General features: G+C 42.5%; 29 protein-coding genes, 1 pseudogene and 1 riboswitch. Of the genes and pseudogenes, 9 read left to right on the plus strand and 21 right to left on the minus strand.

Going from position 1 to position 25395, the window contains the following annotated elements; translation table 11 throughout:
• Positions 1 to 97 precede the first annotated feature (97 nt).
• The 8 genes from BWD42_RS10115 (at position 98) to BWD42_RS10150 (ending at position 6998) form a co-directional block, all read left to right on the plus strand.
• Positions 98 to 847 (plus strand): VanW family protein, encoded by a 750-nt coding sequence (locus BWD42_RS10115; RefSeq protein WP_254846207.1) that lies wholly within the window; start codon positions 98 to 100, stop codon positions 845 to 847.
• A 172-nt stretch (positions 848 to 1019) separates the two neighbouring features.
• Positions 1020 to 1112: riboswitch (TPP riboswitch) on the plus strand.
• 79 nt (positions 1113 to 1191) lie between these two features.
• The gene (gene thiM / locus BWD42_RS10120; protein WP_077435580.1) at positions 1192 to 1995 is read left to right on the plus strand and encodes a hydroxyethylthiazole kinase; all 804 of its coding nucleotides are present in this window, start codon (positions 1192 to 1194) and stop codon (positions 1993 to 1995) included.
• The gene (gene thiE, locus BWD42_RS10125) at positions 1985 to 2617 is read left to right on the plus strand and encodes a thiamine phosphate synthase (protein ID WP_077435582.1); all 633 of its coding nucleotides are present in this window, start codon (positions 1985 to 1987) and stop codon (positions 2615 to 2617) included. Before thiM ends, thiE begins: the two co-directional genes overlap by 11 nt.
• Positions 2614 to 3456, plus strand: a complete 843-nt coding sequence (gene thiD / locus BWD42_RS10130) for a bifunctional hydroxymethylpyrimidine kinase/phosphomethylpyrimidine kinase (RefSeq protein ID WP_077435584.1) — start codon at positions 2614 to 2616, stop codon at positions 3454 to 3456. The genes thiE and thiD overlap by 4 nt, the downstream gene beginning before the upstream one ends.
• On the plus strand, positions 3440 to 4093 hold the full coding sequence (tenA, locus tag BWD42_RS10135) for a thiaminase II (protein ID WP_077435586.1): 654 nt from the start codon (positions 3440 to 3442) through the stop codon (positions 4091 to 4093). The genes thiD and tenA overlap by 17 nt, the downstream gene beginning before the upstream one ends.
• A 225-nt stretch (positions 4094 to 4318) precedes the next feature.
• Positions 4319 to 5062 (plus strand): GIN domain-containing protein, encoded by a 744-nt coding sequence (locus BWD42_RS10140; protein ID WP_077435588.1) that lies wholly within the window; start codon positions 4319 to 4321, stop codon positions 5060 to 5062.
• Positions 5063 to 5295: 233 nt separating this feature from the next.
• Entirely contained in the window at positions 5296 to 5832 is a 537-nt protein-coding gene (locus tag BWD42_RS10145) for a DUF1572 family protein (RefSeq protein ID WP_077435590.1), read from the plus strand.
• A gap of 278 nt (positions 5833 to 6110) precedes the next feature.
• Positions 6111 to 6998: a helix-turn-helix domain-containing protein gene (locus BWD42_RS10150; protein ID WP_077435592.1), complete on the plus strand. Its 888-nt coding sequence runs from the start codon at positions 6111 to 6113 to the stop codon at positions 6996 to 6998.
• Here BWD42_RS10150 and BWD42_RS10155 read toward each other — a convergent pair.
• The 20 genes and pseudogenes from BWD42_RS10155 to BWD42_RS10250 all read right to left on the minus strand — a co-directional run bounded on the left by BWD42_RS10155 (position 6995) and on the right by BWD42_RS10250 (position 23526).
• Positions 6995 to 7795 (minus strand): DUF2490 domain-containing protein, encoded by an 801-nt coding sequence (locus BWD42_RS10155; RefSeq protein WP_077435594.1) that lies wholly within the window; start codon positions 7793 to 7795, stop codon positions 6995 to 6997. The two genes, BWD42_RS10150 and BWD42_RS10155, sit on opposite strands and share 4 nt — an antisense overlap.
• A 26-nt stretch (positions 7796 to 7821) precedes the next feature.
• Positions 7822 to 8712: an urea transporter gene (locus BWD42_RS10160; RefSeq protein WP_077435596.1), complete on the minus strand. Its 891-nt coding sequence runs from the start codon at positions 8710 to 8712 to the stop codon at positions 7822 to 7824.
• Between the two features lie 43 nt (positions 8713 to 8755).
• Positions 8756 to 9547 (minus strand): urease accessory protein UreD, encoded by a 792-nt coding sequence (locus tag BWD42_RS10165; protein WP_077435598.1) that lies wholly within the window; start codon positions 9545 to 9547, stop codon positions 8756 to 8758.
• A 2-nt stretch (positions 9548 to 9549) separates the two neighbouring features.
• Complete coding sequence (ureG, locus tag BWD42_RS10170) at positions 9550 to 10188, minus strand: urease accessory protein UreG (protein WP_077435600.1); 639 nt, start codon at positions 10186 to 10188, stop codon at positions 9550 to 9552.
• 11 nt (positions 10189 to 10199) lie between these two features.
• Positions 10200 to 10889, minus strand: a complete 690-nt coding sequence (locus BWD42_RS10175) for an urease accessory protein UreF (protein ID WP_077435602.1) — start codon at positions 10887 to 10889, stop codon at positions 10200 to 10202.
• A 9-nt stretch (positions 10890 to 10898) separates the two neighbouring features.
• Positions 10899 to 11447 (minus strand): urease accessory protein UreE, encoded by a 549-nt coding sequence (locus BWD42_RS10180; protein ID WP_077435604.1) that lies wholly within the window; start codon positions 11445 to 11447, stop codon positions 10899 to 10901.
• A gap of 9 nt (positions 11448 to 11456) precedes the next feature.
• A complete protein-coding gene (locus tag BWD42_RS10185; protein ID WP_077435606.1) occupies positions 11457 to 12041 on the minus strand; it encodes a hypothetical protein in 585 nt (194 codons plus the stop codon).
• 155 nt (positions 12042 to 12196) lie between these two features.
• Positions 12197 to 13918 carry an urease subunit alpha gene (gene ureC / locus BWD42_RS10190; protein ID WP_077435608.1) on the minus strand — a complete coding sequence of 574 codons (1722 nt, stop codon included), beginning with the start codon at positions 13916 to 13918 and terminating at the stop codon, positions 12197 to 12199.
• A gap of 65 nt (positions 13919 to 13983) precedes the next feature.
• Positions 13984 to 14289: pseudogene (ureB, locus tag BWD42_RS24960) on the minus strand (urease subunit beta); the annotation flags it as partial.
• A gap of 18 nt (positions 14290 to 14307) precedes the next feature.
• On the minus strand, positions 14308 to 14610 hold the full coding sequence (ureA, locus tag BWD42_RS24965; protein ID WP_077435612.1) for an urease subunit gamma: 303 nt from the start codon (positions 14608 to 14610) through the stop codon (positions 14308 to 14310).
• A gap of 159 nt (positions 14611 to 14769) precedes the next feature.
• A complete protein-coding gene (locus tag BWD42_RS10205) occupies positions 14770 to 15180 on the minus strand; it encodes a hypothetical protein (protein WP_139351081.1) in 411 nt (136 codons plus the stop codon).
• Positions 15181 to 15293: 113 nt separating this feature from the next.
• On the minus strand, positions 15294 to 17732 hold the full coding sequence (locus BWD42_RS10210) for a TonB-dependent receptor (RefSeq protein ID WP_077435948.1): 2439 nt from the start codon (positions 17730 to 17732) through the stop codon (positions 15294 to 15296).
• Between the two features lie 176 nt (positions 17733 to 17908).
• Positions 17909 to 18490 carry a GNAT family N-acetyltransferase gene (locus tag BWD42_RS10215; RefSeq protein ID WP_254846208.1) on the minus strand — a complete coding sequence of 194 codons (582 nt, stop codon included), beginning with the start codon at positions 18488 to 18490 and terminating at the stop codon, positions 17909 to 17911.
• Between the two features lie 70 nt (positions 18491 to 18560).
• Entirely contained in the window at positions 18561 to 19388 is an 828-nt protein-coding gene (locus tag BWD42_RS10220) for an ABC transporter ATP-binding protein (RefSeq protein ID WP_077435618.1), read from the minus strand.
• Positions 19385 to 20401: a FecCD family ABC transporter permease gene (locus tag BWD42_RS10225; protein WP_077435620.1), complete on the minus strand. Its 1017-nt coding sequence runs from the start codon at positions 20399 to 20401 to the stop codon at positions 19385 to 19387. Before BWD42_RS10225 ends, BWD42_RS10220 begins: the two co-directional genes overlap by 4 nt.
• Positions 20398 to 21399, minus strand: a complete 1002-nt coding sequence (locus BWD42_RS10230; protein ID WP_077435622.1) for an ABC transporter substrate-binding protein — start codon at positions 21397 to 21399, stop codon at positions 20398 to 20400. The genes BWD42_RS10225 and BWD42_RS10230 overlap by 4 nt, the downstream gene beginning before the upstream one ends.
• Positions 21389 to 21868 carry an urease accessory protein UreE gene (locus BWD42_RS10235; protein ID WP_175992010.1) on the minus strand — a complete coding sequence of 160 codons (480 nt, stop codon included), beginning with the start codon at positions 21866 to 21868 and terminating at the stop codon, positions 21389 to 21391. The genes BWD42_RS10230 and BWD42_RS10235 overlap by 11 nt, the downstream gene beginning before the upstream one ends.
• Before the next feature lie 83 nt (positions 21869 to 21951).
• Positions 21952 to 22680: a hydrogenase nickel incorporation protein HypB gene (hypB, locus tag BWD42_RS10240; RefSeq protein ID WP_077435626.1), complete on the minus strand. Its 729-nt coding sequence runs from the start codon at positions 22678 to 22680 to the stop codon at positions 21952 to 21954.
• Positions 22681 to 22693: 13 nt separating this feature from the next.
• Positions 22694 to 23038, minus strand: coding sequence for a hydrogenase maturation nickel metallochaperone HypA (locus BWD42_RS10245; protein WP_077435628.1), 345 nt, complete (start codon positions 23036 to 23038; stop codon positions 22694 to 22696).
• Positions 23039 to 23127: 89 nt separating this feature from the next.
• Complete coding sequence (locus BWD42_RS10250; RefSeq protein ID WP_077435630.1) at positions 23128 to 23526, minus strand: hypothetical protein; 399 nt, start codon at positions 23524 to 23526, stop codon at positions 23128 to 23130.
• A 204-nt stretch (positions 23527 to 23730) separates the two neighbouring features.
• Here BWD42_RS10250 and BWD42_RS10255 point away from each other — a divergent pair, with 204 nt between their 5' ends.
• Positions 23731 to 24471: a YqjF family protein gene (locus tag BWD42_RS10255; RefSeq protein WP_217700036.1), complete on the plus strand. Its 741-nt coding sequence runs from the start codon at positions 23731 to 23733 to the stop codon at positions 24469 to 24471.
• Between the two features lie 141 nt (positions 24472 to 24612).
• Here the strand turns inward: BWD42_RS10255 and BWD42_RS10260 are convergent, their stop codons facing one another.
• The gene (locus BWD42_RS10260; protein WP_077435631.1) at positions 24613 to 25029 is read right to left on the minus strand and encodes a hypothetical protein; all 417 of its coding nucleotides are present in this window, start codon (positions 25027 to 25029) and stop codon (positions 24613 to 24615) included.
• Between the last annotated feature and the right edge of the window lie 366 nt (positions 25030 to 25395).

The raw sequence follows: 25395 nt of genomic DNA on the forward strand, positions 1-25395 counted from the left end.
ATTAGTGAAAGAACGGAAATTAATAAGTCAACGTCACCCTTTACTGTATTTTCTCGCTGTTTGGGCGAGAAGGACACAAAGAAAAGCCATTTGGTTATTGGATAATAAAAAGTACACAAAAACCAAATCTACAACAGCGCTGCAGTATCGCATCAAAAAACACCAGTCTGTTTTATTAAAAAAGCTGGGGGAAAACAATATGCAGCTGCAGATCAATAAAGTGACCAATCTAAAGATTGCAGCAAAGCAGATCAATGGTGTACTGATCCACCCCGGCGAAACTTTTTCATTCTGTAAACTAGTCGGTCAACCCACACGAAAAAAGGGCTATCTTCCAGGGATGGAATTGTCTTTCGGTGAGGCACGGGCAGGTATAGGTGGTGGAATCTGCCAGATCTCCAACCTGATCCATTGGCTTGTTATCCATAGCCCACTGACAGTCACGGAGCGTTATCACCATTCTTTTGATCCGTTTCCCGATGATGGGCGTGTATTACCTTTCGGAAGCGGTGCAACAGTGTTTTACAATTATCGGGACTATCAATTTACCAACAATACACCCTATACGTTTCAGATTAATCTTTGGTTTACCGAAAAATGTCTTGAAGGTGAGCTCCGGATCGATCAGGAGCTCGATTTTGCCTATCACGTGATTGAAAAAGAGCATCAATTCCTTAAAATAGGTGATCAATTCTATCGAAAAAATGAAATCTGGCGGGAAAAATTCCTGAAATTTCAGGGTGGAAAGGTTGTTGATACGGAGCTCCTGACGAAAAATTTTGCCCGCGTCACTTATACCCCACCCGACTACACGGAATTGCCGACTGAAGATGATAAAAGTTTCTAGCAATTAAGCTAGCTACGAAAGATCATTTTGACATCATCCTCTACTCGTTTTCGGCTCAATCTATTTCCCTACTAATACTTAAAATGTCGGTCAAATCGCTCGCAGTCATTTTACTATTCCGGGACCGAATAAAACAGGGGGTATAAAAAGTCCTTTTTTTTGTCTAAATTTGATATGGCTTTGGGGGTATTCTGTATAGAATTGAGATAGTCCCTTCGAACCTGATTCGGTTTATACCGGCGTAGGGAAAAGCAACCGCTTAGGTATATTACGATATACCGGACAGCCCATCTGTCTCATTTCTTCCTGTCAAAGCCACGTACAAACATAGCGAACAAAAAGGAATGGAAGATTTAATTATCGATCTGTTAACACAGGTCAGACGACAAAAACCACTTGTACATAATATTACAAATTTGGTGGTGATGAATAGCACCGCCAATGCGCTCCTTGCTCTTGGGGCTTCCCCAGTCATGGTACACAGTCCATCCGAAGTACGCGAGGTTGTTGACCTTGCCCAGTCGTTGGTCCTTAACATTGGCACATTGAGTGAACTTACGGCCGAGTCCATGCTTGTGGCAGCAGAACATGCCAATAACATTGGCCGCCCCTGGGTATTGGATCCTGTGGGTGCGGGAATATCAGCTTTTCGCAATGACTTATTGGCAAATCTCCTGGAGTTAAAGCCAACTGTGATACGGGGAAATGCATCGGAAATCATGAGCCTCTACAATTTCAATCAAGTCAATACCAAAGGTGTAGACAGCACTGCTGACAGCAAGGCCGCTATCGGCTTTGGTAAGGCTTTACAAGAACAATTGGGATCTATCATCTGCATTTCCGGAAAGGTAGACTATATCCTGTCCGAACAGCATACCGCTGAGGTACACAATGGGCACCCCTTGATGACCCAGGTTACCGGACTCGGTTGTAGCGCGACGGCACTCATCGGTGCATTTTTAGCCGTCTCAGACCATCCTTTTGAAGCCGCGACCGCCGGTGTCTCCCTTTTGAGCTTAGCAGGTGAACTGGCAACAACGCGATCCGCTGGTCCGGGTTCCTTACAGATGCATCTCTATGATGAGCTCTATCTACTGAATGAAGAGCGTATCCGTATGCATCTCAACTTGAAGCATTATGGCAATTAATCCCCTATTTCCTTACCCCTTGTACCTGGTGATCTCCGAACGGGACTGCTACCCAAACCCTTGGCTCCATGTTGCCGAAGAAGCCATAATCGGCGGTGTGGATATTATTCAGTTACGCGAAAAGAACGAAACGCCGACAGGCTTTCTGGAAAAAGCCAAGAAGCTAAAACAGCTTACCGATCGTTACGGAATCCCTTTAATCATCAATGATGCCGTGGATATTGCAGTTGAAATCGAGGCATGGGGGGTGCATGTCGGACAAAACGATCGTCAGCCTCTAGCAATAAGGGAAAAATACGGAAATCGTCTTCAAATTGGCTGGTCGCTGGAAGTTCGGACACAACTTAATAGCAAACAGATGGCCGCTGTAGACCACCTTGGTATAAGCCCAATTTTTCCAACAAAAACAAAAACAGACACCGTTACAACCTGGGGAATCAGTGGACTGGCTGAGTTACGCAATCTAACTGAAAAGCCCTTGATCGCCATCGGAGGCATGAGCCTGGATACCAGTGCAAGTGCCTGGCTGGCTGGCGCAGATTCCATTGCGGTCGTATCAGCAATTTGCCAAAGTAAAAATCCAAGAGAGCGTAGCGCTCAATTAAAGGAATTAATAACATGAACACAACGAAAAAATATACAGTGCCCACCATCCTGAGTATAGCGGGGTTTGATGGCAGTGGCGGAGCCGGTATCCAAGCCGATACGAAAACTATATCAGCCCTTGGATGTTATGCCATGAACGTCTTAACGGCATTACCCGTGCAGAACACGCAAGGGGTACGAAATATTTACGAGATACCGACCCAAGCAGTACGTGAGCAATTGGATGCGATCTTCGATGATATTTATCCCGATGCGATCAAAATCGGGATGGTTCACACGGTTGAACTTGTCGAACTGATCAGCAGCTATTTGAAGGAATATTGTGGAACAATTGTCTTTGACCCCGTGATGGTGTCGACAAGTGGTCACAAGTTAATCCATGATGATACAATTCAAGCTTGTGTTGATCTACTTTTTCCAAAAGCCTCGGTTATCACGCCCAACCTGGATGAAGTCAGTGTACTTGTCGGAAGAACCATAGCTGAGGTCCAAGAAATGGAAAAAGCAGGCATTGAACTTCTTGAAAAAGGTTGTCAGTCAGTCCTTATTAAAGGCGGACACCTTCAAAGTAACGAGCTTACCTCTCTCCTCTTTCAGCAAAACGCATCGGCATTGGTATTTAAATCACAAAAAATTGACAGCAAAAATACACATGGATCCGGCTGCTCTCTTTCTTCAGCAATAGCGAGCCAGTTAGCGCAGCAATTCCCCCTTGCTGAGGCCGTCGCTACCGCTTTAGATTATGTCCATGAGGCAATCAAAGGAAGCAAAGATCTCGTTATCGGCAAAGGAAATGGGCCACTTAATCATTTCCACAACCCTATTAAACTTATTTTTCATGAAATGGAGCGATAAAGCCTGGGATGCTATAAGACCAATTTATGCTGATATCCTAGCCATGCCTTTTATTTCTGAACTGAGCAATGGCAGTCTACCGCTGGACAAATTTCAATTCTATATGCGTCAGGATGCTTTCTATCTGGAGGAATTTGGACGTGTTTTAGCTTTTATCGGTGCAAAGAGTGCAGATAATCAGCAAGCCCTGGATTATTTTGAATTCGGGCGCAATGCGCTTATCGTCGAAAAAGCGCTCCATGAAAACTATTTTAAAGAATTTGGTCTGGATCCGGAAGACGACAACAAGATAGAACCCGTTTGTCACCATTACGTGCATTTTTTAAAAAGTGTAGCTGCCTTTGAACCTATTGAAGTCGCTATGGCTGCAACTTTACCCTGTTTTTGGATTTATAAAGAAGTTGGCGACCACATCGTTTCCATCACCAGTGGCGACCAAAATCCCTATTCCAAATGGATCGATACCTATAGTGGTGAGGACTTCGCCGAGGGTGTGAACAAAGCCAAAAATTATGTCGATCAAATTTCTGAACAAACTACTGCAACAAATCGGGAGAAAATGCGACAAGTATTTATAACAGCTTCCCGATTGGAATATCATTTCTGGCAGGCAGCTTACGACAAGAGCATGTGGTAACCACAAAAACAACGGTTAAATTGTTCGATAACGAACAGCAGTTGTTCAAAAATGGGCAATAGAAAAAAACGTCTAAAAGCAAAAAGAGCTATTTATAAACGATTTACATGGTTTTTAAATTTTGGCACCACTATTATATAAGTAAGCAAGGAAATGAGGCTGTTTTCAGAAATAAAAACAAAAATTATCATAGCATAAAATTAAAAACTACTAATAGACAAAACCATGAAAAGAATTTTAACTATCGCCTTTATTTCATTTTTATATGTAGCTCAGGCCCAAGAACGTGAAACCCGTAAGATTTCAGCTCCCGACGGCATTTCGGCAGCCACTTCGCTACGTGTTGACTATGTTCACTCCAACCGCAATGAAGTTGTTGTTGAAGCGGACAATGCAGAGCATCTTTCGCTGATCGAAACCAATGTAAAAGATGGCGTATTACATGTACAATATAAACGGAATTCACAGATCAGAAATGCGAGGAACAACCGTGTAACGGTATATTCAAGTAAAATTCCGACAAGTTTTTCGGCCTCATCCAGTGGCTCGATTTTCACCAACGAAACCATCAAGGCAAACAAAATTTCCGTCAACGTTTCTTCATCGGCCAGAATTACAATAAAAAAATTAATTGCCGACGATATCGTACTTTCGACAACTTCGTCAAGCAGATTAACGGCCGACGTAAGTGCAAAGAATCTCACGGTGAATTCGACAAGTTCTTCAAAACAAGAAATTGCAGGAAGTTCGAGGAACCTGAATTTAAATGCCAACTCCTCTACTTCAGTTGACATGGCCGCTTTTACAACAACCAACGCGGAGGTCAATGCCAGCACATCGGCGGGTGTTACCTTAAGTGTTAAGGATAATCTGCGCGGTAAAGTTTCTACCTCAGCGAAAATCTCCTTAAAAAATCAGCCACGGAATGTCCAAGTTGACAAATCGACGAGCGGCCGGGTCGTTATCTAATGCTAGTTTAGGTTTTTAAAAAGACTGTTTATTTATGTTTAATGTTTAGTTAGCTAAAGGTGGTACCCTCCCCAGTGCCACCTTTTTTTTCCTGCCTGCCCTACCCGCATCGATAAAAAACTGGACTAGAATGCCCCTCCAACAGCCTATTGAGAGGAACCAATTCACCAGATATAAGCTGATATTTTCGTACCTTGTGTTAAGAAACACAAGCACACATAACACAGAATCCAATGGATAATTTTTTAGCAAGTAGCCTCAAGCAATTTCGGGAGTTCAAATCTCTGGGAGACAAAACCTTCGCTCAATTGACGGATGAGCAATTATTCTGGCAATTCAACCCTTCCAGCAACAGTATTGCCATTATTGTGAAACACCTCCATGGGAACATGCTTTCGCGTTGGACAGACTTTCTGCACTCGGACGGCGAAAAAGAGGGAAGAGACCGCGATATGGAATTCATACATACCGAAATGAGTAGAGCACAACTGATCGCACTGTGGAACGAAGGCTGGGATTGTTTATTTCATGCACTAGAATCTTTAAATGAGCAAGACCTTACCAAAACAATCTATATCCGCGGAGAAGGACATACCGTATTGGCAGCCATTCATCGCCAACTTGCCCACTACCCCTATCACGTAGGCCAGATTGTCTACATCGGAAAAATGTGCCAGGATGAGCAATGGACTTCACTATCTATTCCAAAGGGAAAATCTGCAGATTTTAACCAGGAAAAATTCAGTCAAGGCAAAAAGTATAACATATAGCGATTGACTAGCGCTGTCCAATCCACAATTGGGCAGCGTTTTCGTCTTAATTTTTCAATTGCACCAAATACTACAAATCCTTTAAAACGTTACATGCAAGGTATTATTTTAAGTTTCCTTTAGGAAAGAATTGATTATATTTGTGTGATCTACCGTTACTAATTCCTTTACGATTCAATCCTGCGGGAATTAGCTTGTTTAGGTTGTAATTAAATAACAGGTGTAGAGAGCTCATTGATCCAATTGCGAGTAGGCGGATAATTTATAATTATTTATGAATGAAAAATTCGATTAAGATCATCAACAATTACGAGTATAAAAAGTTATTCTTACCTGATGTTTCTGAGCATAATTTATTTAACGAAAATAAAATTCAGGTTTATCGAATTGAAAATTATCTCCGGAGCATCTTAATGCCCGTCATTCCTTATCGTACTACCTTCAATTTTCTAATTTTCGTAACGAAAGGTTCCCTGACACAACACCTGGAATCAGCCTCCTATACGCTGACTGAAAATCAGGTCATCAATATCAAGCAAGGGAATATCACCGCAACATTAGCAATATCGGAAGATGTCGAAGGCTTTTTTGTCGTTTATGAAAACGAAATTGTCACTGATATCGAACTTGGGATCAATGACATCAAATTTTTCAATTCCCATCCCTTCACGACATTAAAGCCGCATGTCGCTAATTGGATTCAGCAAATGTTGATTCTTTTGGAGGAAGAGCTTTTTACTGAAGGTCGCGTGATGGAGGTATGCATCTCGATGATGCAGTGCATCTTATTGAAGGTCATCAAATCGGATATTGAAACCAAGGCACCAATGAGCAGGCAGCTGGATATTGCATTTCGCTTTCGGGAATATGTGCAAAAATTCCATATTGACCATAAAAATGTATTGTTTTACGCCAATCTATTGCATATCTCCGAAAACTACCTGAACAAATGTGTGAAGGAGGCAACCAATAAGCCACCCAAGCAATGGATTACAGAAATCAGCATCTTGCATAGCCAGATCCTCTTGCAGGACGCCACGAGAGATATTGCGGGAATAGCTTTCGAATTGAAGTTCCAATCGCCCTCCTATTTCACCAGGCTATTTAAAAAAATCACCGGGTATTCACCCAGTGATTATCGAAAACATAAGTTTATGGCAGACTAATGTTTATGGTAAGGCAGGTTCCAGATGAGGTCAACTGCCAGGTAATGAACTCCGAAATCCACTTGATCATAGCCCTTGATCAGATCATTCATATAGCCAACATCTAATCGTAAAGGCGTTTTTGGAATATCTGTCATGTAGTAAAAGCCCAAACGTGTTTCCTTGTACCCAAAGCTCGACCAGGCATCCGGTTCGTTCAGTTTAGTGATCGCAAAAAGACCTTCGGCACTCAAAGCCAGTTCCTGTTTATTTTTATCGGATATTTTAAAATTCAACTGCGACTTCAGCCGGGTTCTAAACTGGAAATTCTCTTCTGCTTTGTGAAAGTCCGCTGTAAAAAATTTCCGGAACTCCTGCCGTAGTGTATTTTTCCATTTCCAGCGCTCAGCCAGTTTAAAAGTATACGCATAACGTCCATACAACCGGAATTCCTGTTCCACTCCTTCATTGTGGTAGGGCGCTTTTCCATCATATACATTTTGACGCCTGTAGCTCAGCGCATAGCTATATTGCTGATTCGGCGCAAATTTGTGATAGACCTCATGATTCAACACCCAGATGGCCTGCTTATGAAAAGGATTGGCGTCCTCGGGTGTACTTTTGGTTCCAAGGCCGATATAGGTCAGTGCTTCCTTTGTTCCGGCACTGTCCAGCTTGCGTCGCAGGCCCAACACCGACCAGGAGGCCGTTTTGGCTTTACCAAGCCCAGGCGGACTTACCTGCCCATATACGGTGTTTATATGAATTCCCAATAAGAGTATTATTGGGAATAGATTTATGAAACGAAATTTCAACATCAGATAAAATTTTAATAAAAAAAAGATTAGGAAGTCTCCGCTGTCGCAGAAAATTTAGCCACCAACCAATTGTCCAGTCGTTTGACAGGCTCCATTGCCCACATTGCGACCACAAAAGGAAAGGTTAGCGTCGTCCAACCATTGTGGATCATGCAATGATCAAAATAGGTCGCTATTATAACCGCAATGAGTACATAGATACCATCTCTGACGCGTTGGCCACTTAACGCAATTCCACATAAAACCGCGTTGAAACTAAAGATCCCGTTGTTGGTCATATCGGTTGATTCATGCCCATGATGCGAGATATAAACGCTAATAATGACAGCGGCGGAAGCATATAATGCCGCGATCGGCTTACTGATAAAGACGCCAATAAAAAAGATCAGTCCCGCAATTAAGCTACCCTGAAAAATAACCTGACCAAAGGCATGTCCTTCAATAAGGAAATCGTCCATTTCTTCAATATCCACAAAGTGCTCTGGAACGGTCCGTAAAGCCAATTCTGGAATACTCAATACATATAGCGCAATCCAGGTGATCATGATAAAAGGAAACGTAAACACAGGAATATTTTTCTTCAGTGCAAAGCCCATTAAAATCGTGGTCAATGCAGAACCGATGATCAAGGAGGCCCATACCCAGATATTAGCCTGAAAATAAAAGACCAGTGCAATCCCATATAATGTGGCATTAAATCCAAAGAGCCCATCATTGATATGGTCTTCGTCAAACTTCATCAATTTCGCTGTGATTACCCCAACAAGATTCGCCAGTATCCCGGCAAATCCCATGAGTGCAGAATCATAAATAATAGCCCCAATAAACAGGACTCCAGTCCAGATGTTACCCTGTAACATAATCTGTCCAAATCCCTTAAAAACAGCTTTAACAAAAGCCAGGATGTTATTTTTCATTAGAATAATTTGTTATTTAAAAATTGTATTCAGTCCCCGTTATTTAATTCAGGAATAATTTTTCCCATAAAGCACTTTGCATCTCTTTAAAAAGAAGGTAAAGTTGCTCGGCACCATAGCCCAGCACACGCACCATAAAACCATCATGTTGCAAAGCACTGATACCAAAGGCAACATCCTTGGTTTCCCCATATTTCGCATAGAATGCTTCGATCCATTCATCTGGACTGACCCCGGCACTATTCAGATAGATCAGCGTCCCTTGGTGTGTATATCCTTCCAGAATGCCCAATCCCTGAATGGGCATACGATCCGGTTGTAACAGCACATTATCTTTTACAACCAGTCGACCATTCACATAACATTCCGTCAGGTTCTGAAAATGATTGTATTGAAATTCCTCCCCGGACATTTTCCTTCCACAGGTCACGATTTCACTTAGTAGTAGATGGCAATTGGAAGCAAGATGGACAATGTTGTGACTCAAAAAATGAGAGGAATGTTGAGGTACTACGGGGTGAGGCACATAGGAAAACACAGAATCTTCGGCCAAAGTCACCTGCATTGTCTGCGAAGAATGCCCCTTCATGTGAAACAGACGCTGATAAGCCTGCGTCTGCAACTGTAATTTTGCTCCCGGCGCAATATCAATTTTGATCTGATGATCATCACCATCCAATAATCCCGGTGAGGAACTCATGATCATCAAATAAGCGGCATTGTCTTTTTGATATTGACCGACAGGGACAATGCGAAAAGGTTGAGTGACATAAGCATCCTTCATAAAGGATTTCCCTTCACGATGTGCTATTTTGACGGCTAAAGAACAAATCATAATTAACGAAGTAAATTAGGTTCTTCAATATCTTGAAGCAATGCATATTTCTTGATCCAGCCCACAATCTCTTCCAGACCGTCGCCAGTTTTCAAATTGGAGAACAAAAATGGCGCACCTTTGCGCATCATACGGGCATCATGTTCCATGACCTCCAGGCTCGCACCCACATAAGGCGCCAAGTCTTTCTTGTTGATTAATAACAGATCCGAACGTGTAATCGCAGGACCACCTTTACGTGGCATTTTTTCACCCTCAGCGACATCAATGACGAAAATGGTGATATCTGCCAAATCTGGGCTATAGGTTGAAGTTAGGTTGTCGCCCCCACTTTCGATCAAAATAAGTTCGAGATCAGGAAAACGGCTAGCCAGTTCGTCTACAGCTTCCAGATTCATACTCGCATCTTCACGTATCGCGGTATGTGGACAACCTCCTGTTTCAACACCGATAATACGTTCGCGGGGTAATAAGCTATTTTTTGCCATATACTCCGCATCTTCTTTGGTGTAGATATCATTTGTAATAACCGCCAGATCTAACTCATTTGCCAGACGTCTGCTCAATCTTTCCAATAACGCTGTTTTGCCGGAACCCACAGGACCGCCGACACCGATCTTAACATATTTTCTATTTTCCATTTTATTTGATTTTAAGAGATATAAACTCTAGAATATAATCGTTCGTGTTGCATGCAGCGGATATCAAATCCGATATTGCACAGCCCCACTAAATTTCGTTCAACTGCTAAAGTCTCGTGACAAAGCCCAAGTATATCATCGTGTAGGCCAAAAAGAACATCCTGACCATCGAGCTGTCCGAGCGGCACGAGTTTCACGGCATTTGTCACCATGGTGATGGATGCATTGTAATAAAAGCCATGTAATGCTTCCTCCAAAGGAATTTCCAATAACGAAGCCAGCATACCATACATCAAGCAATAGTGGCTATCTACTTCCTTTTTCTGAATTAATTTGCCCCAGGCAACAACAAAATCCTGTTGTTGATAACGGCTAAATATTTTGTAAATGCGTACGCCCAGTTTTTTACTTGCTTCCCGGATCTCTTTTGGACTCTTCAATGCTGTACACTCCTGATCCAAAGCGATCAGTGCATTTAAATCCTTAGATGTGGTGGCCTCGTAGGCCAATTTCATCAGGGCAGCATCGTTATACTTTAGATTGTACCATAAATTATGGCGCACATATTTGTCAGTAGTTGCTTTATCACAGACTAAACCCTGCTGCACATAGGTTTCCAGCCCATTTGAATGGGTAAATCCACCGATCGGTAGCGTCGGATCTGCGAGATGGAGCAACTTGCCCAGAAAAGTATTTTTCATTGACATAAATTATTTATTCATTATTGTTGATGCGACCGTCGACGCAATACCAGTATCCTCTTGCTCCTGAATGAACAGCGGAATATTTTTTGTCGAAAATTTCAACTTTTGATGATGCTTTGGGTCTACGTTTGCGTGGAGTGGATTCAGCAGCTGCTGCATACAGCACACAGGGTCAAATCCATTTTTGGTCAACCACTCGTACATGGAGCGTTCGTAAGGCATCAGCAATTCATTTGCCTCTACGAATAGAGGCAAATGTTTGTTTCCGATTTCACTGCTGACAAAAGCAATCTGAAGGAAATCAATTGCCATCACTTTGATAACTTCACAGGCTCTGATCGTAACCACAACTATTTTTTCTTCATCTTCATACAGGATATCGCCGTCCTGCAAGCAGGAAGTATTGCCCAATAATTTTACAGCAATATCCATCCCCTCCGTTGTACGAAGACGTTGAATACGTTTGGTGGATTCATACCATTCAATCGACAGCAGATCATGACGCTTATTGTTCTGCTCGCGATTGATATTCCTTGTGATTTCTGTGATAATCATTTTCGTGCTTTAAAAAAATAGATTTTTTGACAATCCCAATCCCACAGTTGATCCATTGATCCCTGTAATCACTTCGTGATCATCTGGAATAACAGCATCCTTGCCATGCTTCTTCTTGTAAGAAAGCTCCGCGACTTTTGCTTTCAAAGCCCAGCCTTTTCCAAGGTTAATACCCACCAATGGATACACTCTGAACAGGAAACCATTGTAGCTTCCATCCACCATGCCTCCGGATGCATTAACAACATGCTGGTCACCCCAGATGTAATGCGCGTCTACCTGCCCGATCAACATAAAATGTTCACCTAAAGGCCAGGTGTTGCTGTAGAATGGACCAACTTCATGGGAATGATCTGTAAAGTCGAGCGCCTTCGTATAGGCGTTGTTGAACCCATAATTTATCCCCACATTCATGTTGTCATTAAAAAAATAACCTACGCCCAGTGGTGCTGCACTAAATTGGTGGCCAGCGGTGGTTTCATGGTAATTGAGCGAACCATACAGCATGATTCCACCTTTTTGAGCAGAAGCCGATTGTATCGAAAAGCATGCTATTGCCAGGCAACATCCCAAAAATATTTTTAAATTTTTCATTACTATATCGTTGTTTTAAGGGTAATAAAACGATCATGGGCCTTCCTTTGCCCATTGATCATCAGCGCTACGTTTGGCTCATGACCGCTTTATTCATGTGTTTTTCATTTATAATGGCCTGATGCAAGATCAAGCCATGGTAGTCTCCATTCAGATTAAAACAAGAAATACAACTGTCCTAAAGAAACGGTATCAATCGGCTGAGAACGCAAAATTTCTCCATCCAGACTTACTTCATAGTTCTCCGGATTAACGATAATTTCGGGTGTAGCGTCGTTGTGGATCATATCTTTTTTGGAGATATTCCGACAGTTTTCTACAGGAAGTACCCCTTTTGCTAAACCGTATTCCTCTTTAATGCCGTTTTCGAATGAAATTTTGGAAACAAAGTTGAAACAGGTGCTATGAACAGCTTTTCCCAATCCGCCGAACATTGTACGTAAGATAATTGGTTGTGGTGTAGGAATGGATGCGTTGGCATCTCCCATTTTGGACGCGATGATCATACCACCTTTGATAATCATTTCCGGTTTAGCACCAAACAAGGCTGGGCGCCAGATAACCATATCCGCGATTTTACCCGGTTCGATAGAACCTACGTATTTTGAGATACCATGTGCAATCGCGGGGTTGATTGTATATTTTGCGACATAACGACGTGCACGGAAGTTATCGTTGTTTTTTCCTTCGTCTTCAGGTAGCGGACCTACTTGTTTTCTCATTTTATCCGCTGTCTGCCAGGTACGTGTGATCACCTCACCTACACGGCCCATTGCCTGTGAATCTGAACTCATGATACTGAATACGCCACGATCTTGCAATACATCCTCAGCTGCGATTGTCTCCGGACGGATACGTGAATCGGCGAAAGCCACATCCTCAGGAATTTCTTTACTCAGGTGGTGACAGACCATCAACATATCCAAGTGCTCATCAATCGTATTTTTTGTAAATGGACGTGTCGGATTTGTGGAAGCTGGCAATACATTTGGATACATGGCCGATTTGATAATATCCGGAGCATGACCACCACCGGCACCTTCCGTATGGAAGGTATGGATTACACGACCGTTGATCGCCTGAATCGTATCTTCTAAGAAACCCGCTTCATTTAAGGTATCGGTATGAATGGCAACCTGTACATCGTATTTATCAGCTACCGTCAATGCCCTATCAATTGTTGCGGGTGTTGCTCCCCAGTCTTCGTGAATTTTAACCCCCAAAGCTCCGGCTTCAATCTGTTCAACAATGGGTTGTTCAGTTCCCACATTTCCTTTTCCAAAGAAGCCAAAGTTCATCGGTAGATCTTCCACCGCTTGCATCATGCGACGGATATTCCACTTTCCTGGAGTTACGGTGGTTGCGTTTGTTCCGTCCGCTGGACCGGTACCACCCCCAATCATGGTGGTAATACCACTGTATAAGGCTGTTTCGACCTGTGTAGGGCTGATATAGTGAATATGGGTATCTATACCACCCGGTGTTAAGATATAGCCAGATCCGCCATGCACTTCGGTAGAAGCGCCAATAATCATATTTGGCGTAATGTTATCCATTGTATCCGGATTTCCAGCACGGCCGACACCGACAATCTTACCATCCTTGATACCGATATCACCTTTCACAATTCCCCAGTGGTCAATCACGATAGCATCGGTGATCACCATATCCAAGGTGCCTTCATCACGTGTGTGAACGGAAGATTGACACATACCGTCACGTACGGTCTTACCACCACCAAATTTTGCTTCATCTCCATAATAAGCGTAGTCCTTTTCAACTTCGATAATGATATCGGTATCGCCTAAACGGATTTTATCGCCACTTGTCGGACCAAAGATGGCGCTATAATTTACTTTGCTAACTTTTAAACTCATGATACTTTGTTTTTAAAGCCTTGTTCTTTCACTTTTTTCATTGCATTTTCTTTCGCAACTTCGGTTTCGGTATCACCGTTTACCAAGTCGTTGTGCCCGTAGATTCTTCTGGCACCTGCATAAGGAACCAATTCTACATCTTTGGATTCTCCCGGTTCAAAACGCACCGCTGTACTTGCGATAATATTCAATCGCTTGCCAAAAGCTTTTGCACGGTCAAATTCCATCATCTTGTTCACTTCAAAGAAGTGAAAATGCGAACCTACCTGAATTGGTCTGTCTCCTGTGTTTGTTACGGTAATCGTCGTAACTTCTCTACCTTCATTACAGATGACATGGCCATCCGCTATAAAAAATTCTCCTGGAATCATAAATTCTATTTTTAACAATTATCGAATCGGATTATGAACGGTAACCAATTTGGTACCATCCGGAAAAGTCGCTTCAATCTGCACGTCGTGAATCATTTCGGGCACACCTTCCATGACATCTTCACGTGTCAATAATGTCGCACCATACTGCATTAAATCAGCCACAGTACGGCCATCACGTGCGGCTTCCAGAAGCTCACTGCTGATCAATGCAATAGACTCCGGATAATTTAGTTTAAGTCCTCTAGCTCTACGTTTTTTCGCTAGTTCACCGGCAAGATGAAGCAATAGCTTCTCTGTCTCTCTAGGTAATAAATGCATATAAAATATTATTTAAATTGTTGTTATTTCAGTCGAAAACAAGTCAGTACAAGCCCCGACGACTTTAAAAAATCGTTCAAAAAACCTGATAAACGAAGCCCATAGCAAAAGCTTACGGCATAGCGTTTCAGTTCTCAGCGTTGTAAGAAAAGGAAAGGATTATCCCTGAAATGGGATCTTTAAACTTTGGAAAAGAATGTATTTTGGTGGTAGGACCAATCGATCCATGTAAGGTGTTCTGTTATTCCGCATGTTGAGACATACAGGATAGCAAAATATAAAAAGACAAATATACAATACACTCAGACCAAGGAGCTTACTCCATTCATCTTTTAAGTCGACCTGTTCACTGACATCATAAAGGTCATGATCGTGTACAGCGGCAACTATATTTTCCCGTTCGGGTTGATCGGCACTTTTGTCAATTTGTTTATGGGTGCTTGACACACCGAGAGAGGTACCCGAGGAATTATGAATTTTAAGCTGTTCAGAAATAGTCATTCCTTTCAGGAGCAGGACGCTCAAAAGAAAAACTAAAAAAACTAAACTATGCCTAATCATTGTATTCACAATCCTATTATTTGTTGCCCAAATTTACAACCAAAGCAGGCCAATCACTAGTACAAATCTTGAATTAAATAGTCTAAATTTGTCGAAAAACCTGCTTTGATTGTTTTTTTTAATTAAAATGAATAACCAATTGAAACCATAATGTTTCTTGGTGCCCCTGCGAAGGCCCGTGTATAGTCAAATCCCCCTAAAAAATAGTATTTATCAAATACATTGTTTAGGTTAAGCGCCATTTTCATGGCACCGATATGATAATAAGCCGCCGCATTAACTGTCGTATAGGAAGGCCATTGTCCCCAAAGAGCATTTCCTTCGCTATCCTTCCCAATGCTATTGTCCATACGTTTGCTATCAACATAATAAACACCGGCACCAAAGCCAAGTCCTTTTAAGGAAGTATTGGAGAATACATATTTTAACCAGGCGCTGGCCATATTTTTAGGTGCTCCCGGTAGCGCCTGCCCGACTTCAGAGGCAACAGAAGAGGCCTTCACTTCGGTATGGTTAAACGTATAATTTGCCATCACCTGGAATTCTTTGGTCAGCTGCCCGCGAACATCCAGCTCCACTCCCCGTGACAATGCTTTTCCAGATTGTCTATACTCCGGTAATCCCGAGTCATTGATTGTTCCTGTTGCAATAAGCATATTTCTACGCTCGATCTGAAACAAGGAAAGATCCATTTGCAGCTGATCTTTAAAAAAGCCCGTTTTCAGCCCTGTTTCAATTTGAAAACTGCGTTCAGCTTCAAAAGCTTTATCTGCACCATAGTCTTTATAATTCTGGATAAAATTAGCGCCTACCGGTACAAAACCCTGCGAGTAGCTTGCAAAGTAATTAATCTGCTTGTTGATTCCATAAGTCAGACCGAAACGGGGCAACAAGGCATTTTGTGTAGCATGAAAGCGATTCTGTCCATCAATAGTTTCCGAAGAATAATGTTCATGCCTCAGCCCCACAATTAATTTCAGACGATCCGCAATGCTGATCTGATCCTGTATGTATTTACCGGTCGTTTTATAGGGACTCAAAAAAGGATAAGCGACCTGTGTCCGCCAGACGTAGTTGGTCAGATCATGGGTGGTATAGGTCGGGTTGTTCAGGTCAAAAGTCAACGGCACCACTTTGCCATCCACAGTTTGCTGTCTGGCTTCCCGTAACTGATTTTCTTTGTCACCACGATACTGTGCGAAGTCAATCCCCGCAACGATATGGTGGTCAATTTTATCCCCGAGCAGATCCCATTTGATATATCCGACGACATTGTCGGTATAATCACGGCCATGACGGTCAAAGAAACGCATATTCATGATGGTGTTATGTGGGGCATCCGCAAAAGTATTTAGCGTACGGTGCTCGTTGACATCTTCCTGATAGATGGATTTCATATAGCTCAGGTTCAGGCTCACATTTTCTGCCAGCCTTTGCGCCAATCGTCCACTCAATGAAAAAGTCTTGGAATTATAGAAATCAGAAGGCTGACTTAAAGTAAACGAACGTGGCAAGGCATAAAAGTTATTCTCCTTTATCCCCATTCCCCGATCCAGATAACCGTTGAACTGATTGTATACCACATCGATGTCTACGGTTGTCCCTGCAGCGGGCTTAAATGTAAATGAAGGTGCCAGCATCATCCGTTTTTGACGGTTCACATCGCGAAAGGTTTTGGTATCTTCATAGCCAGCATTAAAGCGATAGAGAATTCGTTTTGCATTATCCAATGGACCGCCCAAATCCACTGTGGTGCGCATCGTTTCAAAGCTTCCGGCAGCAAAACTGACATGACCTTTAAAATCTTCCAAAGGCTTTTTCGTCGTCATATTGATGGTACCACCGGGTACAATGTCGCCAAATAGAGAAGCTCCAGGGCCTTTCAGCACCTCAAGGTTTTCGAGATTGATTGTTAGTGGGGAATTATAATAACTATTGCCGTAACCATAGCCCGAACGTAGACCGTTCACTAAACGGACTCCAGTTTCATAACCGCTTTTAAAACCACGGATCACCACGTCATCATAAGATGAAGCCTCAGTGACACCTGCAAGGTCCTGCACCAGTGCCCCTGTTGTAAATGCTTGCTTATCTTCAATAAATTCCTTACTCAGTACAGCCACAGATTGTGGTAGGTCTTTCAGCTTTCCAGCGAACTTACCGCCCAACTCCATGTTGTTGGTCAAATAGGAATTATTACGACGGCCGGTAACCAATACTTCATCCAAGGTCCGCCCTCCCTCTTCCATCATGAGTCGAATTCCTTTTTTCGGATTCCATGTAGTCTCATCAATACGAATAAGTTGTGATTTATAGCCGATCGCTTCGGCGCGCAATTGTACCGGAAGGGTTGTCGCGGTAGTAAAAGCAAATTCGCCATTCGTGGCAGTACTGATCTTTTGTCCTTGGTTTTCAAGTGTCAAAGTCACTCCTGGAATTGGATTTCCGTTATCATCCTGTATCTTCCCAAAAATCATAAAGCTCTGTTGGGCGTAAACAGCCACTGGGGTGACAGCACTTGCCAATAATGCGAAAGCGAGTGCTTTCATTGTGTTTTTCATCCGTATATTGTTCATTAGTCAGATGACACATATCCTGTTTAAAACTCACCTATGGTGATCCTATTAAAATAAGATGCTAAACAGGCACAGTTCATCTGGAATTATTTTGTTAGCTATTGCTGATTTATTTTATTTCTTGCATTCTGTGCGAATTCTCTTCACAAAACTGGATAGCCTTATTTTGACAATTCCAGTTCCACTAAACATTTCCGTTTACTGGGCTGCCCCAGCAGTAGTTCCATGTGAATTGTCGGAAAGCCCGATTCATCACAAAACTCTTTGAGATGGAATCCCTGTTTTAACCAGAATTCATGGGCTCCCTCCAGAAAAGGATGGGTGTGCAAGTAAAGTCTTTCGACCGCTTTCTCTTTGGCCACCTTTGTCAATTGGCGGAAAAGTGCTGTTCCAAGTCCAGAACGACGGTAATCGGGATCGACAAAAAGACGCGCGACCTCAACAGTCTTTCGGGTGTCTAACCCGAGATGCGGAAATCGATAGTCATAAGCGAGCATGCCGATCACACCGACCAGTTTTCCGCTCTTGTCCCTTGCCTGTAGAAATGTTCCAGCTTGTTCATCCAGATACAGCTGTTTAAAGTCCAGCAAATCTCCAGGAATCTTTTGCGGATCAAGCATGGGAAACAGCTGTTTCCGAAATTCAATAACATAAGGTAACACCGTTTCCAGATCCTGAACAGTGACTGTACTTATCGCAATATTTCTGATTGAATCTGTCCTTTGCATACCTATTTTATTCATACTATTTTCGTTTTTAGCGTCCATGCCGCCACTAGGATCTTTTACCTTGTTCGCACATTGTTTACAGCCTTTATAGCTTATTATTTACGTCTTCCAGTTCAAGGGATTTTATCGGAGCCCAGTCATGTGCATGAAGCATGGGTACAAACATCCATTTCCCTTGGTTTTCCAAACTGATCAATGGCAACTCATAGGTCTGTTCCAATACTTCCCGAACCTGCTCTCTGTTCATCCCTTGTAGATCCACCAGTGTATTGTCCTGCATCAAATAAAAGTGGTCGCCAAAAAGATAGGCCATATTGGGGTCGTGCATCACACAGAGCACTGTTGTTCCCTCCTTGACCAATTCTTTAGCGGTCTGCAAAACGGCAATCTGATAGTTCAGGTCAAGATGGTTTGTCGGTTCATCCAAAAGCAATAGATCAGGCTGTTGCACCAATACCCGACAAAGCAAGACCAGCTGCCGCTCCCCTCCTGACAGGGATGTATATGATTTATGCTTTAAATGTGCGAGATTAAATTTCTCAAGAATTGTATCCACAGCCTCAAAATCTTCACGGCGTGGTGAAAAGCGGGAGAATGATGCACGTCCTGTTAAAATAACATCCACCACCTTAAAAGGGAAAGTTGTCTGATGAAACTGATTTAAGAAACCCAGTTTAAGCGCATTTGATTTACCGACCCTCCAGTTTCTACGTTCCGTTTCACCGATCAATACCGATCCTTGATAATGTTTCTCCAATCCGGCAATAACATTGAACAAGGTCGACTTACCGCTACCGTTCCGGCCCAGAATAACCGAAAGCTTTCCTTCCGGAAAGGACACATTGACGTCCCGCAAAATAGTATCCTTACCGTAGGCAAAGGATAGGTTTTTGATATGGATGGATTTGCTCATGAGTTCCAGTTAATTTCGTTCCGGCGCATCAGGTAGATAAAGAGTGGAGCGCCAATAATCATTGTAAATACCCCTATCGGAATTTCGAAAGGCATGACTGCACGGGAAAAATCGTCAATCAATAACAGGAATGTCCCACCGATACTGATATTCGCCCATACGACAATATTATTGTTGGGGCCAAAAATCATACGGCTGATATGTGGGACAATGAGTCCAAATAAGCTAATCACGCCTACTGCAGCAACAGCTGATGCGGTGATCATGGTCGCAACCCCGATCATCAGCAATTTCAGGAGTTTTGGATTCACCCCCACAGCAATCGCTTCCTGATCTCCCAATGCCAACAAATTCAATTTCCAACGCAATAAGATCAATATGATCAATCCGATCACTATCGGTAAAAAGGCGTTTTGCACTTTTGACCAGGAGGCAGTATGGAGATTTCCCATCGTCCACTGCACAATAGCCTGTAATTTATAAGGATCACTGATATATTGTAACAGGGTAAGCATCGCCGTAAATACCCCTGAAATAACCATTCCTGCCAAAACCATCCCAATAATGGATGTTTTTAAACCGGCATTGGATACAAAGTAAGTCAAGGCCACAGCACAGACACCAAAAAGAAATGCCGAAACATTGACGGACAAAAGTGGAAACAGCATGGCTAAGGCGGCACCGAAAGCAGCACCAGAAGATATCCCCAAAGTAAACGGATCAACAATAGGATTCCGAAAAATCGCTTGTAAGGTCCCTCCAGATGAGGCAAGGGCGGCACCGACCATAAAGGTCAATAAAATCCGCGGTAAACGTACTTGCCACAAAATGGTATCCATACTCCCCATCAATACCGTCGTATCATTTCCTTTATAAAGCCCTAATTCCAATCCGATACGTTGGCAGAGTTCAATAAAACCAATATGCTGACTTGAGCCGATCAATAATGAAAGCAGGAGCAGCACTAATGGCAATATCACCAGCAATAAAAGCTTTTTTAATTGAAGTATCATTGCAGAAGCCCCGCTTTACCGTATAATTTTTCAAAAGCCATTGTCATATCCTGATCGAGTTGCTCCTTGGTATAACTTGGGAAACACCAATGCCGCACCTGTTTGGCGAAGAGCATAAATTTCACGGTATGTGGATCAAAAGGAAAGGACGGTGACATCACAAATACCTGTTTATTTTTTACAGCAGGCAGTGCGGCCAATTCTTTCAGGTTGTAAACATCAGAACTTTTGGAATTCCATAGAATCATGAGATCGGGATTCCACTTGTAGATCGTTTCAGCACCTACGTTTGGCGCTTCCATTTCCAAAGGACAGGCATTAGCCGCCCCTGATAAGCGGATGGCCATATCGATGAGACTACCTCTTCCCGAGGTCGAAAGTACACGTCCTTTGGACCAGGCATAATAGACCTTCTTTTGCGGTTGATCGAGCGGAGCGGCCATCTTTTTGACCTCATCTCCAACAAATTTCACAATTTCCTCAGCCCGTGCTTTCTTGTCCAAAAGCGTTCCCATTCCGATCAATTCGTTAAAGATACTGGTTTCATCTTTCGATGAAAAAGTGAAGACAGGAATACCCAAATTTTCGAGCTGAGTGATATTATCCTGATCGGTATTGAATGTCAGAACAAGATCGGGGTTCAGGCTTACGATGCTTTCTACATTGTTGGCCTGACCACCAAAAGTTGGTGTAGCGATACTTTTCTGAACGATACGTGGGTCTAATTTCGATAAAAAAGCATAGGTATCTTCCATTTGATAGACTTGCTCAGGAATGCCGACCAATCGGTCACTGGCCTGTAGCATATAAACCTCATCCACAAGAGAGGGATACAGGACAACAACACGTTGGGCCGGTCGCTCCAATGAGATTTCCTTGCCGCGGCTATCCATGGCCTTCACCCCATCTTTACTTGCATTGGACTGTTGGTTTTGGCAGGCTTGTAAGCATACAAGCAAGATCATTGGCAACAGCACTATATATATTCTAATTTTCATGCTTTCTGCTATTCTTTAGCTGCTGGCGAATCCGATTTTCAGACAGCAATATCGCTTCCTCCAATTGAACAGATGCACCATATTTCGCCGCAATTTGCTCATAGAGTCGACCATCATACGGCAAATGGAGAGACTGGAGCTGATCGACCTGGAATATCGGTAGATGCCGGTTACCGACGAAATAACCAAAATCTGCCAGTTGAACTAAATCCGAAGGATTAAACCTGATCGCCAAGGTCGGCTTAACAGTGACGATTGCCTGCAGTTCCCCATTGTGGTACAGCGCATCTCCATGATGCCACTCCTGCCCCTGCTCCAACTGCATCAAGATCGTATTTCCAGACAAGGTATTTCTGGTCAAACGGCGTTTATTAATTTCGAACCATTCGATGTATACCCGATCTACCTGATCAGTGATGGCTTGGTACCGGGGCACAATGGTATCTATCGTTACAGGCAATCTATTCATTGTTATATTAGGGTATATCATTCAAACTTTGCGCTGTGATCAACCATCGTTCCATCTGATCGTTGATCACCTTCGCGCATTTACTATTTCGCCGCAGCTATTTGCTGTTGTCCTTTTTTTAATTGAACTTTCTCTTTCAACCAGTCACACCAGCTATCTAGGCCATCTCCGTTCAAGGTACTGATCGTGATCACTTCCAGGTTTGGATTGACTTCACGCGCATCTTTTGTCACGGCATCTACAGAGAAAGGCACATAAGGTAACAAGTCTGCTTTTGAAACAAGCATCAATTCGCTGGTCAAAAACATACGTGGGTATTTTTTGGGTTTATCATCACCCTCAGTTGTCGCCAATAAAGTGACCCGATAGTCTTCACCAAGATCAAAAGCGGAAGGACACAGTAAGTTTCCGACATTCTCGATAAACAAAAGGTCAATACCTTCGATATCAATGTGATCCAGGGCCTGCAGAATCATTTGAGCTTCGATATGACACATACCGCCGGTAACAATCTGCAACGCATTGATTCCAACATCGCGCATACGGATCGCATCACGTTCCGTTTCAGGATCTCCCACCAACACAGCAATGTTTAGATCTTTTGAGAGACGCTTTCCAGTCTCTTGCATCAAGGTTGTTTTACCAGAACCCGGAGAAGAGCATACATTGATCACACATACATCTTTCAGCCTGTCGCGGATACTTTTGGCGACAAAATCATTTGCCTTTAATAAATGTAGGGTTGTATTTTCACATTGGACGGAACCGACGCGGTTACCTAAACTTTTAGGATTTTGAGTATTGTCTGACATGATAAATGATTTTTTAATCGTGTTTAAAAATTACTTTGGAAATATAGAGTTCATTTCCTTGAACAATTGTACTCGAAGGCTGCCCACAATCGCAGACAAATCGGTGAAAATGAACAGGAAAATTCTTCTGACAGTGCTCACAATAGGCAATGATATCATTTACCACAACCTCCATTTCCATATCGCGGTAATGGGTATTTTCGGTGATAAATGCGTCAAAAGCATTTTGGATCAGCACAGGCTGCACATTGGACAATAGTCCGGCTGTCACCTGAATTTTCTGGATATCATCCACTCTGGTCTCGTAATGCGAGGTCAGGGTATCGAAGATATCCTTTACTATACTTAGCTCGTGCATTGGTATATTTTAAGAAATCAATAAAATAAATTTAGAATAGAAATTACGATTTTCTTTCAGCTCTCTTCAAGAATGAAAGCTCTAAATCGCTAAAAGGGGATTTTTATTTGCTCAAAAAGCAGGAACCGCGCGATGGGAATCGGTTCAATATCCAAAATATGCAGATAACGGTAGTCGTTCTGCAAAGCCGAAGGCAGTAATTCATGCCAGAGCAAATCGACGACAACTACCCAACGGTCTGTTAACCAATCCTGATTATTTTCGACGTCCAATTCGGCGATAGATTGCACCGATGGATATAAAGGATCTAAATCTGGATTGTCTAATTTTAGAGGGGTAGAAAGCGAAAAGTCCGCTTTATTTGGTTCAGTTTTTAGGAAAGATATCTTGCGGTGAAAACTATCACTTTTCGGTACAATACTGTTTGCATTTAAACTTTTAAATGAAACAAACAGAACTGTAATTAGAAAAATAAAGTGCTTCCACATAGCTGCAAACTAACAAAGTAACAAGTTTCCCTTTGAAAACAACACAAAGTTACTACCGATCAAACAACAAAAAGTAGCACAAATCTTGAATTTTATTTCACAAAATAGGAAAAGCCCAAAGAAAATTCCATAATTCTTCATATATTAAATTAAAATTTGGTTAAAGCAAGATTAAAATGATCTTAGAGGCATAAATTGACGATTTTGGCACAAAAGATTAAAACAATTTTAAGCGATGATAATCATCGTCCCTGGCCGCTACCAACCAGCCCATGGCAGTACTATCAGGAATGGCTTGATCTCCTTTTTTTACATTTTCAGGTCGATTATGATTTGCTCCGTCCATTGGTTCCCGCCGGATTGCATATTGATCAGCACCAAGGAAGCTGTTATATCTCTTTGGTAGCATTCAAGATGAAAAATATACGCCCCAAAAATTTGCCTGCATTCCCACCCCTCTCGAACTTTTATGAGATCAATGTACGTACCTATATTGATCAGGACGGTAAAAAGGGAGTCTATTTTATCAATATTGAAGCAAGTAAATACTTATCCGCCCTAGTCGCAAAAAAATTGTCGGGACTACCTTACGAAAAGTCCGCCATACTGAGGGATGCGCAAGGGTATCACAATCTCAATCAAGAAAGGGAGTTTAGGTTGAAAACGATCTTTGAGGTAAACGATGAGATTACATTAAAATCCAGCCTTGATACCTGGCTTACCGAACGCTATTGCCTTTACCTGGACAAACCCGCTGGGATATATTGTTTCGACATCCATCATCCGGAATGGCCCTTGTTTTCAGTGCAGTTGCAAGAATACCAGTTGAACTATACAGTTGGTGATATTCATCTCCATAATGAAAATATTGCGCTGATACACTACTCTCCAGGTGTACAGGTGCTGGCCTGGAATGCGGTAACAATCAAGCCCCACCAACGATAACAATAATACCGACATTCAGGTTTTCTGAGCAAATCAGTGTGCCGAAATACAAAGCCCCAGGAGAGAACTATACTTTCCCTTTAGGGAATCTTCCGTACCCCGAGGGGAATTTGTTTTTTCCTTCGGGGAATCTTGCGTACCCTATAGATGATTTACTTCTCCCTTCGGGGAATCTTCCATACCCCGAGGGGAATTTGTTTTTACCCTAGGGGAATCTTCCGTACCCCGAGGGGAATTTACTTTTCCCTTTGGGGAATCCTCCGTACCCCGAGGGGAATTTACTTTTCCCCTCGGAGAATCTTCCGTCCCCCGTGGGTGATTTACTTTTCCCTTCGGAGAATCCTGTATTCCCCGTAGATGATTTACTTTTCCCTTCGGAGAATCTTCCATACCCCGAGGATGATTTACTTTTCCCTTCGGAGAATCCTGCATCCCCCGAGGATGATTTGCTTTTCCCTTCGGGGAATCTTCCATACCCCGAGGATGATTTGCTTTTCCCTTCGGAGAATCCTGCATCCCCCGAGGATGATTTACTTTTCCCTTCGGTGAATCTTCCATACCCCGAGGGGAATTTGTTTTTACCCGAAATCTAGGCTTGAGAAAGCTGAGCAACAAATTATGGGATTAAAGACAATAGACTAAGTTTTTAGCAAAAAACAAATTGTAATTCAATAAAAAAATAGGGTAAAATTCCGCCAAAAAGTTTTTCGTACATCCTGGATTTTGGCGGAATTTTACCCCTACTATCACCCTTTAATTTTGTATACAGCACAAAAAAGCCTGTACGACTGATCTGTAGTGAACCCCAAAAGTTGGACAAAACTTTTGGGGTTCACTATTTATGGCAAAACACACATTTGAGGAGAAACTAGATATAGTTTCTCAAGTAAAAAACGGGAAGCCGATATTACGCATATCGCGCGA

The organism is Sphingobacterium sp. CZ-UAM (genome assembly GCF_002000245.1).
Classification (GTDB): Bacteria; Bacteroidota; Bacteroidia; order Sphingobacteriales; family Sphingobacteriaceae; genus Sphingobacterium.

Excerpts from the sequence above, each read along its gene's own strand:
- BWD42_RS10250 (WP_077435630.1), bottom strand. The coding sequence starts at position 23,526 with ATGTGGAAGCACTTTATTTTTCTAATTACAGTTCTGTTTGTTTCATTT.
- BWD42_RS10145 (WP_077435590.1), top strand. The coding sequence starts at position 5,296 with ATGGATAATTTTTTAGCAAGTAGCCTCAAGCAATTTCGGGAGTTCAAA.
- tenA (WP_077435586.1), top strand. The coding sequence starts at position 3,440 with ATGAAATGGAGCGATAAAGCCTGGGATGCTATAAGACCAATTTATGCT.
- BWD42_RS10165 (WP_077435598.1), bottom strand. The coding sequence starts at position 9,547 with ATGATTTGTTCTTTAGCCGTCAAAATAGCACATCGTGAAGGGAAATCC.
- ureA (WP_077435612.1), bottom strand. The coding sequence starts at position 14,610 with ATGCATTTATTACCTAGAGAGACAGAGAAGCTATTGCTTCATCTTGCC.
- thiM (WP_077435580.1), top strand. The coding sequence starts at position 1,192 with ATGGAAGATTTAATTATCGATCTGTTAACACAGGTCAGACGACAAAAA.
- hypB (WP_077435626.1), bottom strand. The coding sequence starts at position 22,680 with ATGTCAGACAATACTCAAAATCCTAAAAGTTTAGGTAACCGCGTCGGT.
- BWD42_RS10230 (WP_077435622.1), bottom strand. The coding sequence starts at position 21,399 with ATGAAAATTAGAATATATATAGTGCTGTTGCCAATGATCTTGCTTGTA.
- BWD42_RS10140 (WP_077435588.1), top strand. The coding sequence starts at position 4,319 with ATGAAAAGAATTTTAACTATCGCCTTTATTTCATTTTTATATGTAGCT.
- thiD (WP_077435584.1), top strand. The coding sequence starts at position 2,614 with ATGAACACAACGAAAAAATATACAGTGCCCACCATCCTGAGTATAGCG.
- BWD42_RS10245 (WP_077435628.1), bottom strand. The coding sequence starts at position 23,038 with ATGCACGAGCTAAGTATAGTAAAGGATATCTTCGATACCCTGACCTCG.
- BWD42_RS10150 (WP_077435592.1), top strand. The coding sequence starts at position 6,111 with ATGAAAAATTCGATTAAGATCATCAACAATTACGAGTATAAAAAGTTA.
- BWD42_RS10210 (WP_077435948.1), bottom strand. The coding sequence starts at position 17,732 with ATGAAAAACACAATGAAAGCACTCGCTTTCGCATTATTGGCAAGTGCT.
- BWD42_RS10185 (WP_077435606.1), bottom strand. The coding sequence starts at position 12,041 with ATGAAAAATTTAAAAATATTTTTGGGATGTTGCCTGGCAATAGCATGC.
- BWD42_RS10235 (WP_175992010.1), bottom strand. The coding sequence starts at position 21,868 with ATGAATAGATTGCCTGTAACGATAGATACCATTGTGCCCCGGTACCAA.
- BWD42_RS10225 (WP_077435620.1), bottom strand. The coding sequence starts at position 20,401 with ATGATACTTCAATTAAAAAAGCTTTTATTGCTGGTGATATTGCCATTA.
- BWD42_RS10175 (WP_077435602.1), bottom strand. The coding sequence starts at position 10,889 with ATGAAAAATACTTTTCTGGGCAAGTTGCTCCATCTCGCAGATCCGACG.
- BWD42_RS10180 (WP_077435604.1), bottom strand. The coding sequence starts at position 11,447 with ATGATTATCACAGAAATCACAAGGAATATCAATCGCGAGCAGAACAAT.
- thiE (WP_077435582.1), top strand. The coding sequence starts at position 1,985 with ATGGCAATTAATCCCCTATTTCCTTACCCCTTGTACCTGGTGATCTCC.
- ureG (WP_077435600.1), bottom strand. The coding sequence starts at position 10,188 with ATGGAAAATAGAAAATATGTTAAGATCGGTGTCGGCGGTCCTGTGGGT.
- ureC (WP_077435608.1), bottom strand. The coding sequence starts at position 13,918 with ATGAGTTTAAAAGTTAGCAAAGTAAATTATAGCGCCATCTTTGGTCCG.
- BWD42_RS10220 (WP_077435618.1), bottom strand. The coding sequence starts at position 19,388 with ATGAGCAAATCCATCCATATCAAAAACCTATCCTTTGCCTACGGTAAG.
- BWD42_RS10260 (WP_077435631.1), bottom strand. The coding sequence starts at position 25,029 with ATGGAAGATTCACCGAAGGGAAAAGTAAATCATCCTCGGGGGATGCAG.
- BWD42_RS10215 (WP_254846208.1), bottom strand. The coding sequence starts at position 18,490 with ATGAATAAAATAGGTATGCAAAGGACAGATTCAATCAGAAATATTGCG.
- BWD42_RS10155 (WP_077435594.1), bottom strand. The coding sequence starts at position 7,795 with ATGTTGAAATTTCGTTTCATAAATCTATTCCCAATAATACTCTTATTG.
- BWD42_RS10160 (WP_077435596.1), bottom strand. The coding sequence starts at position 8,712 with ATGAAAAATAACATCCTGGCTTTTGTTAAAGCTGTTTTTAAGGGATTT.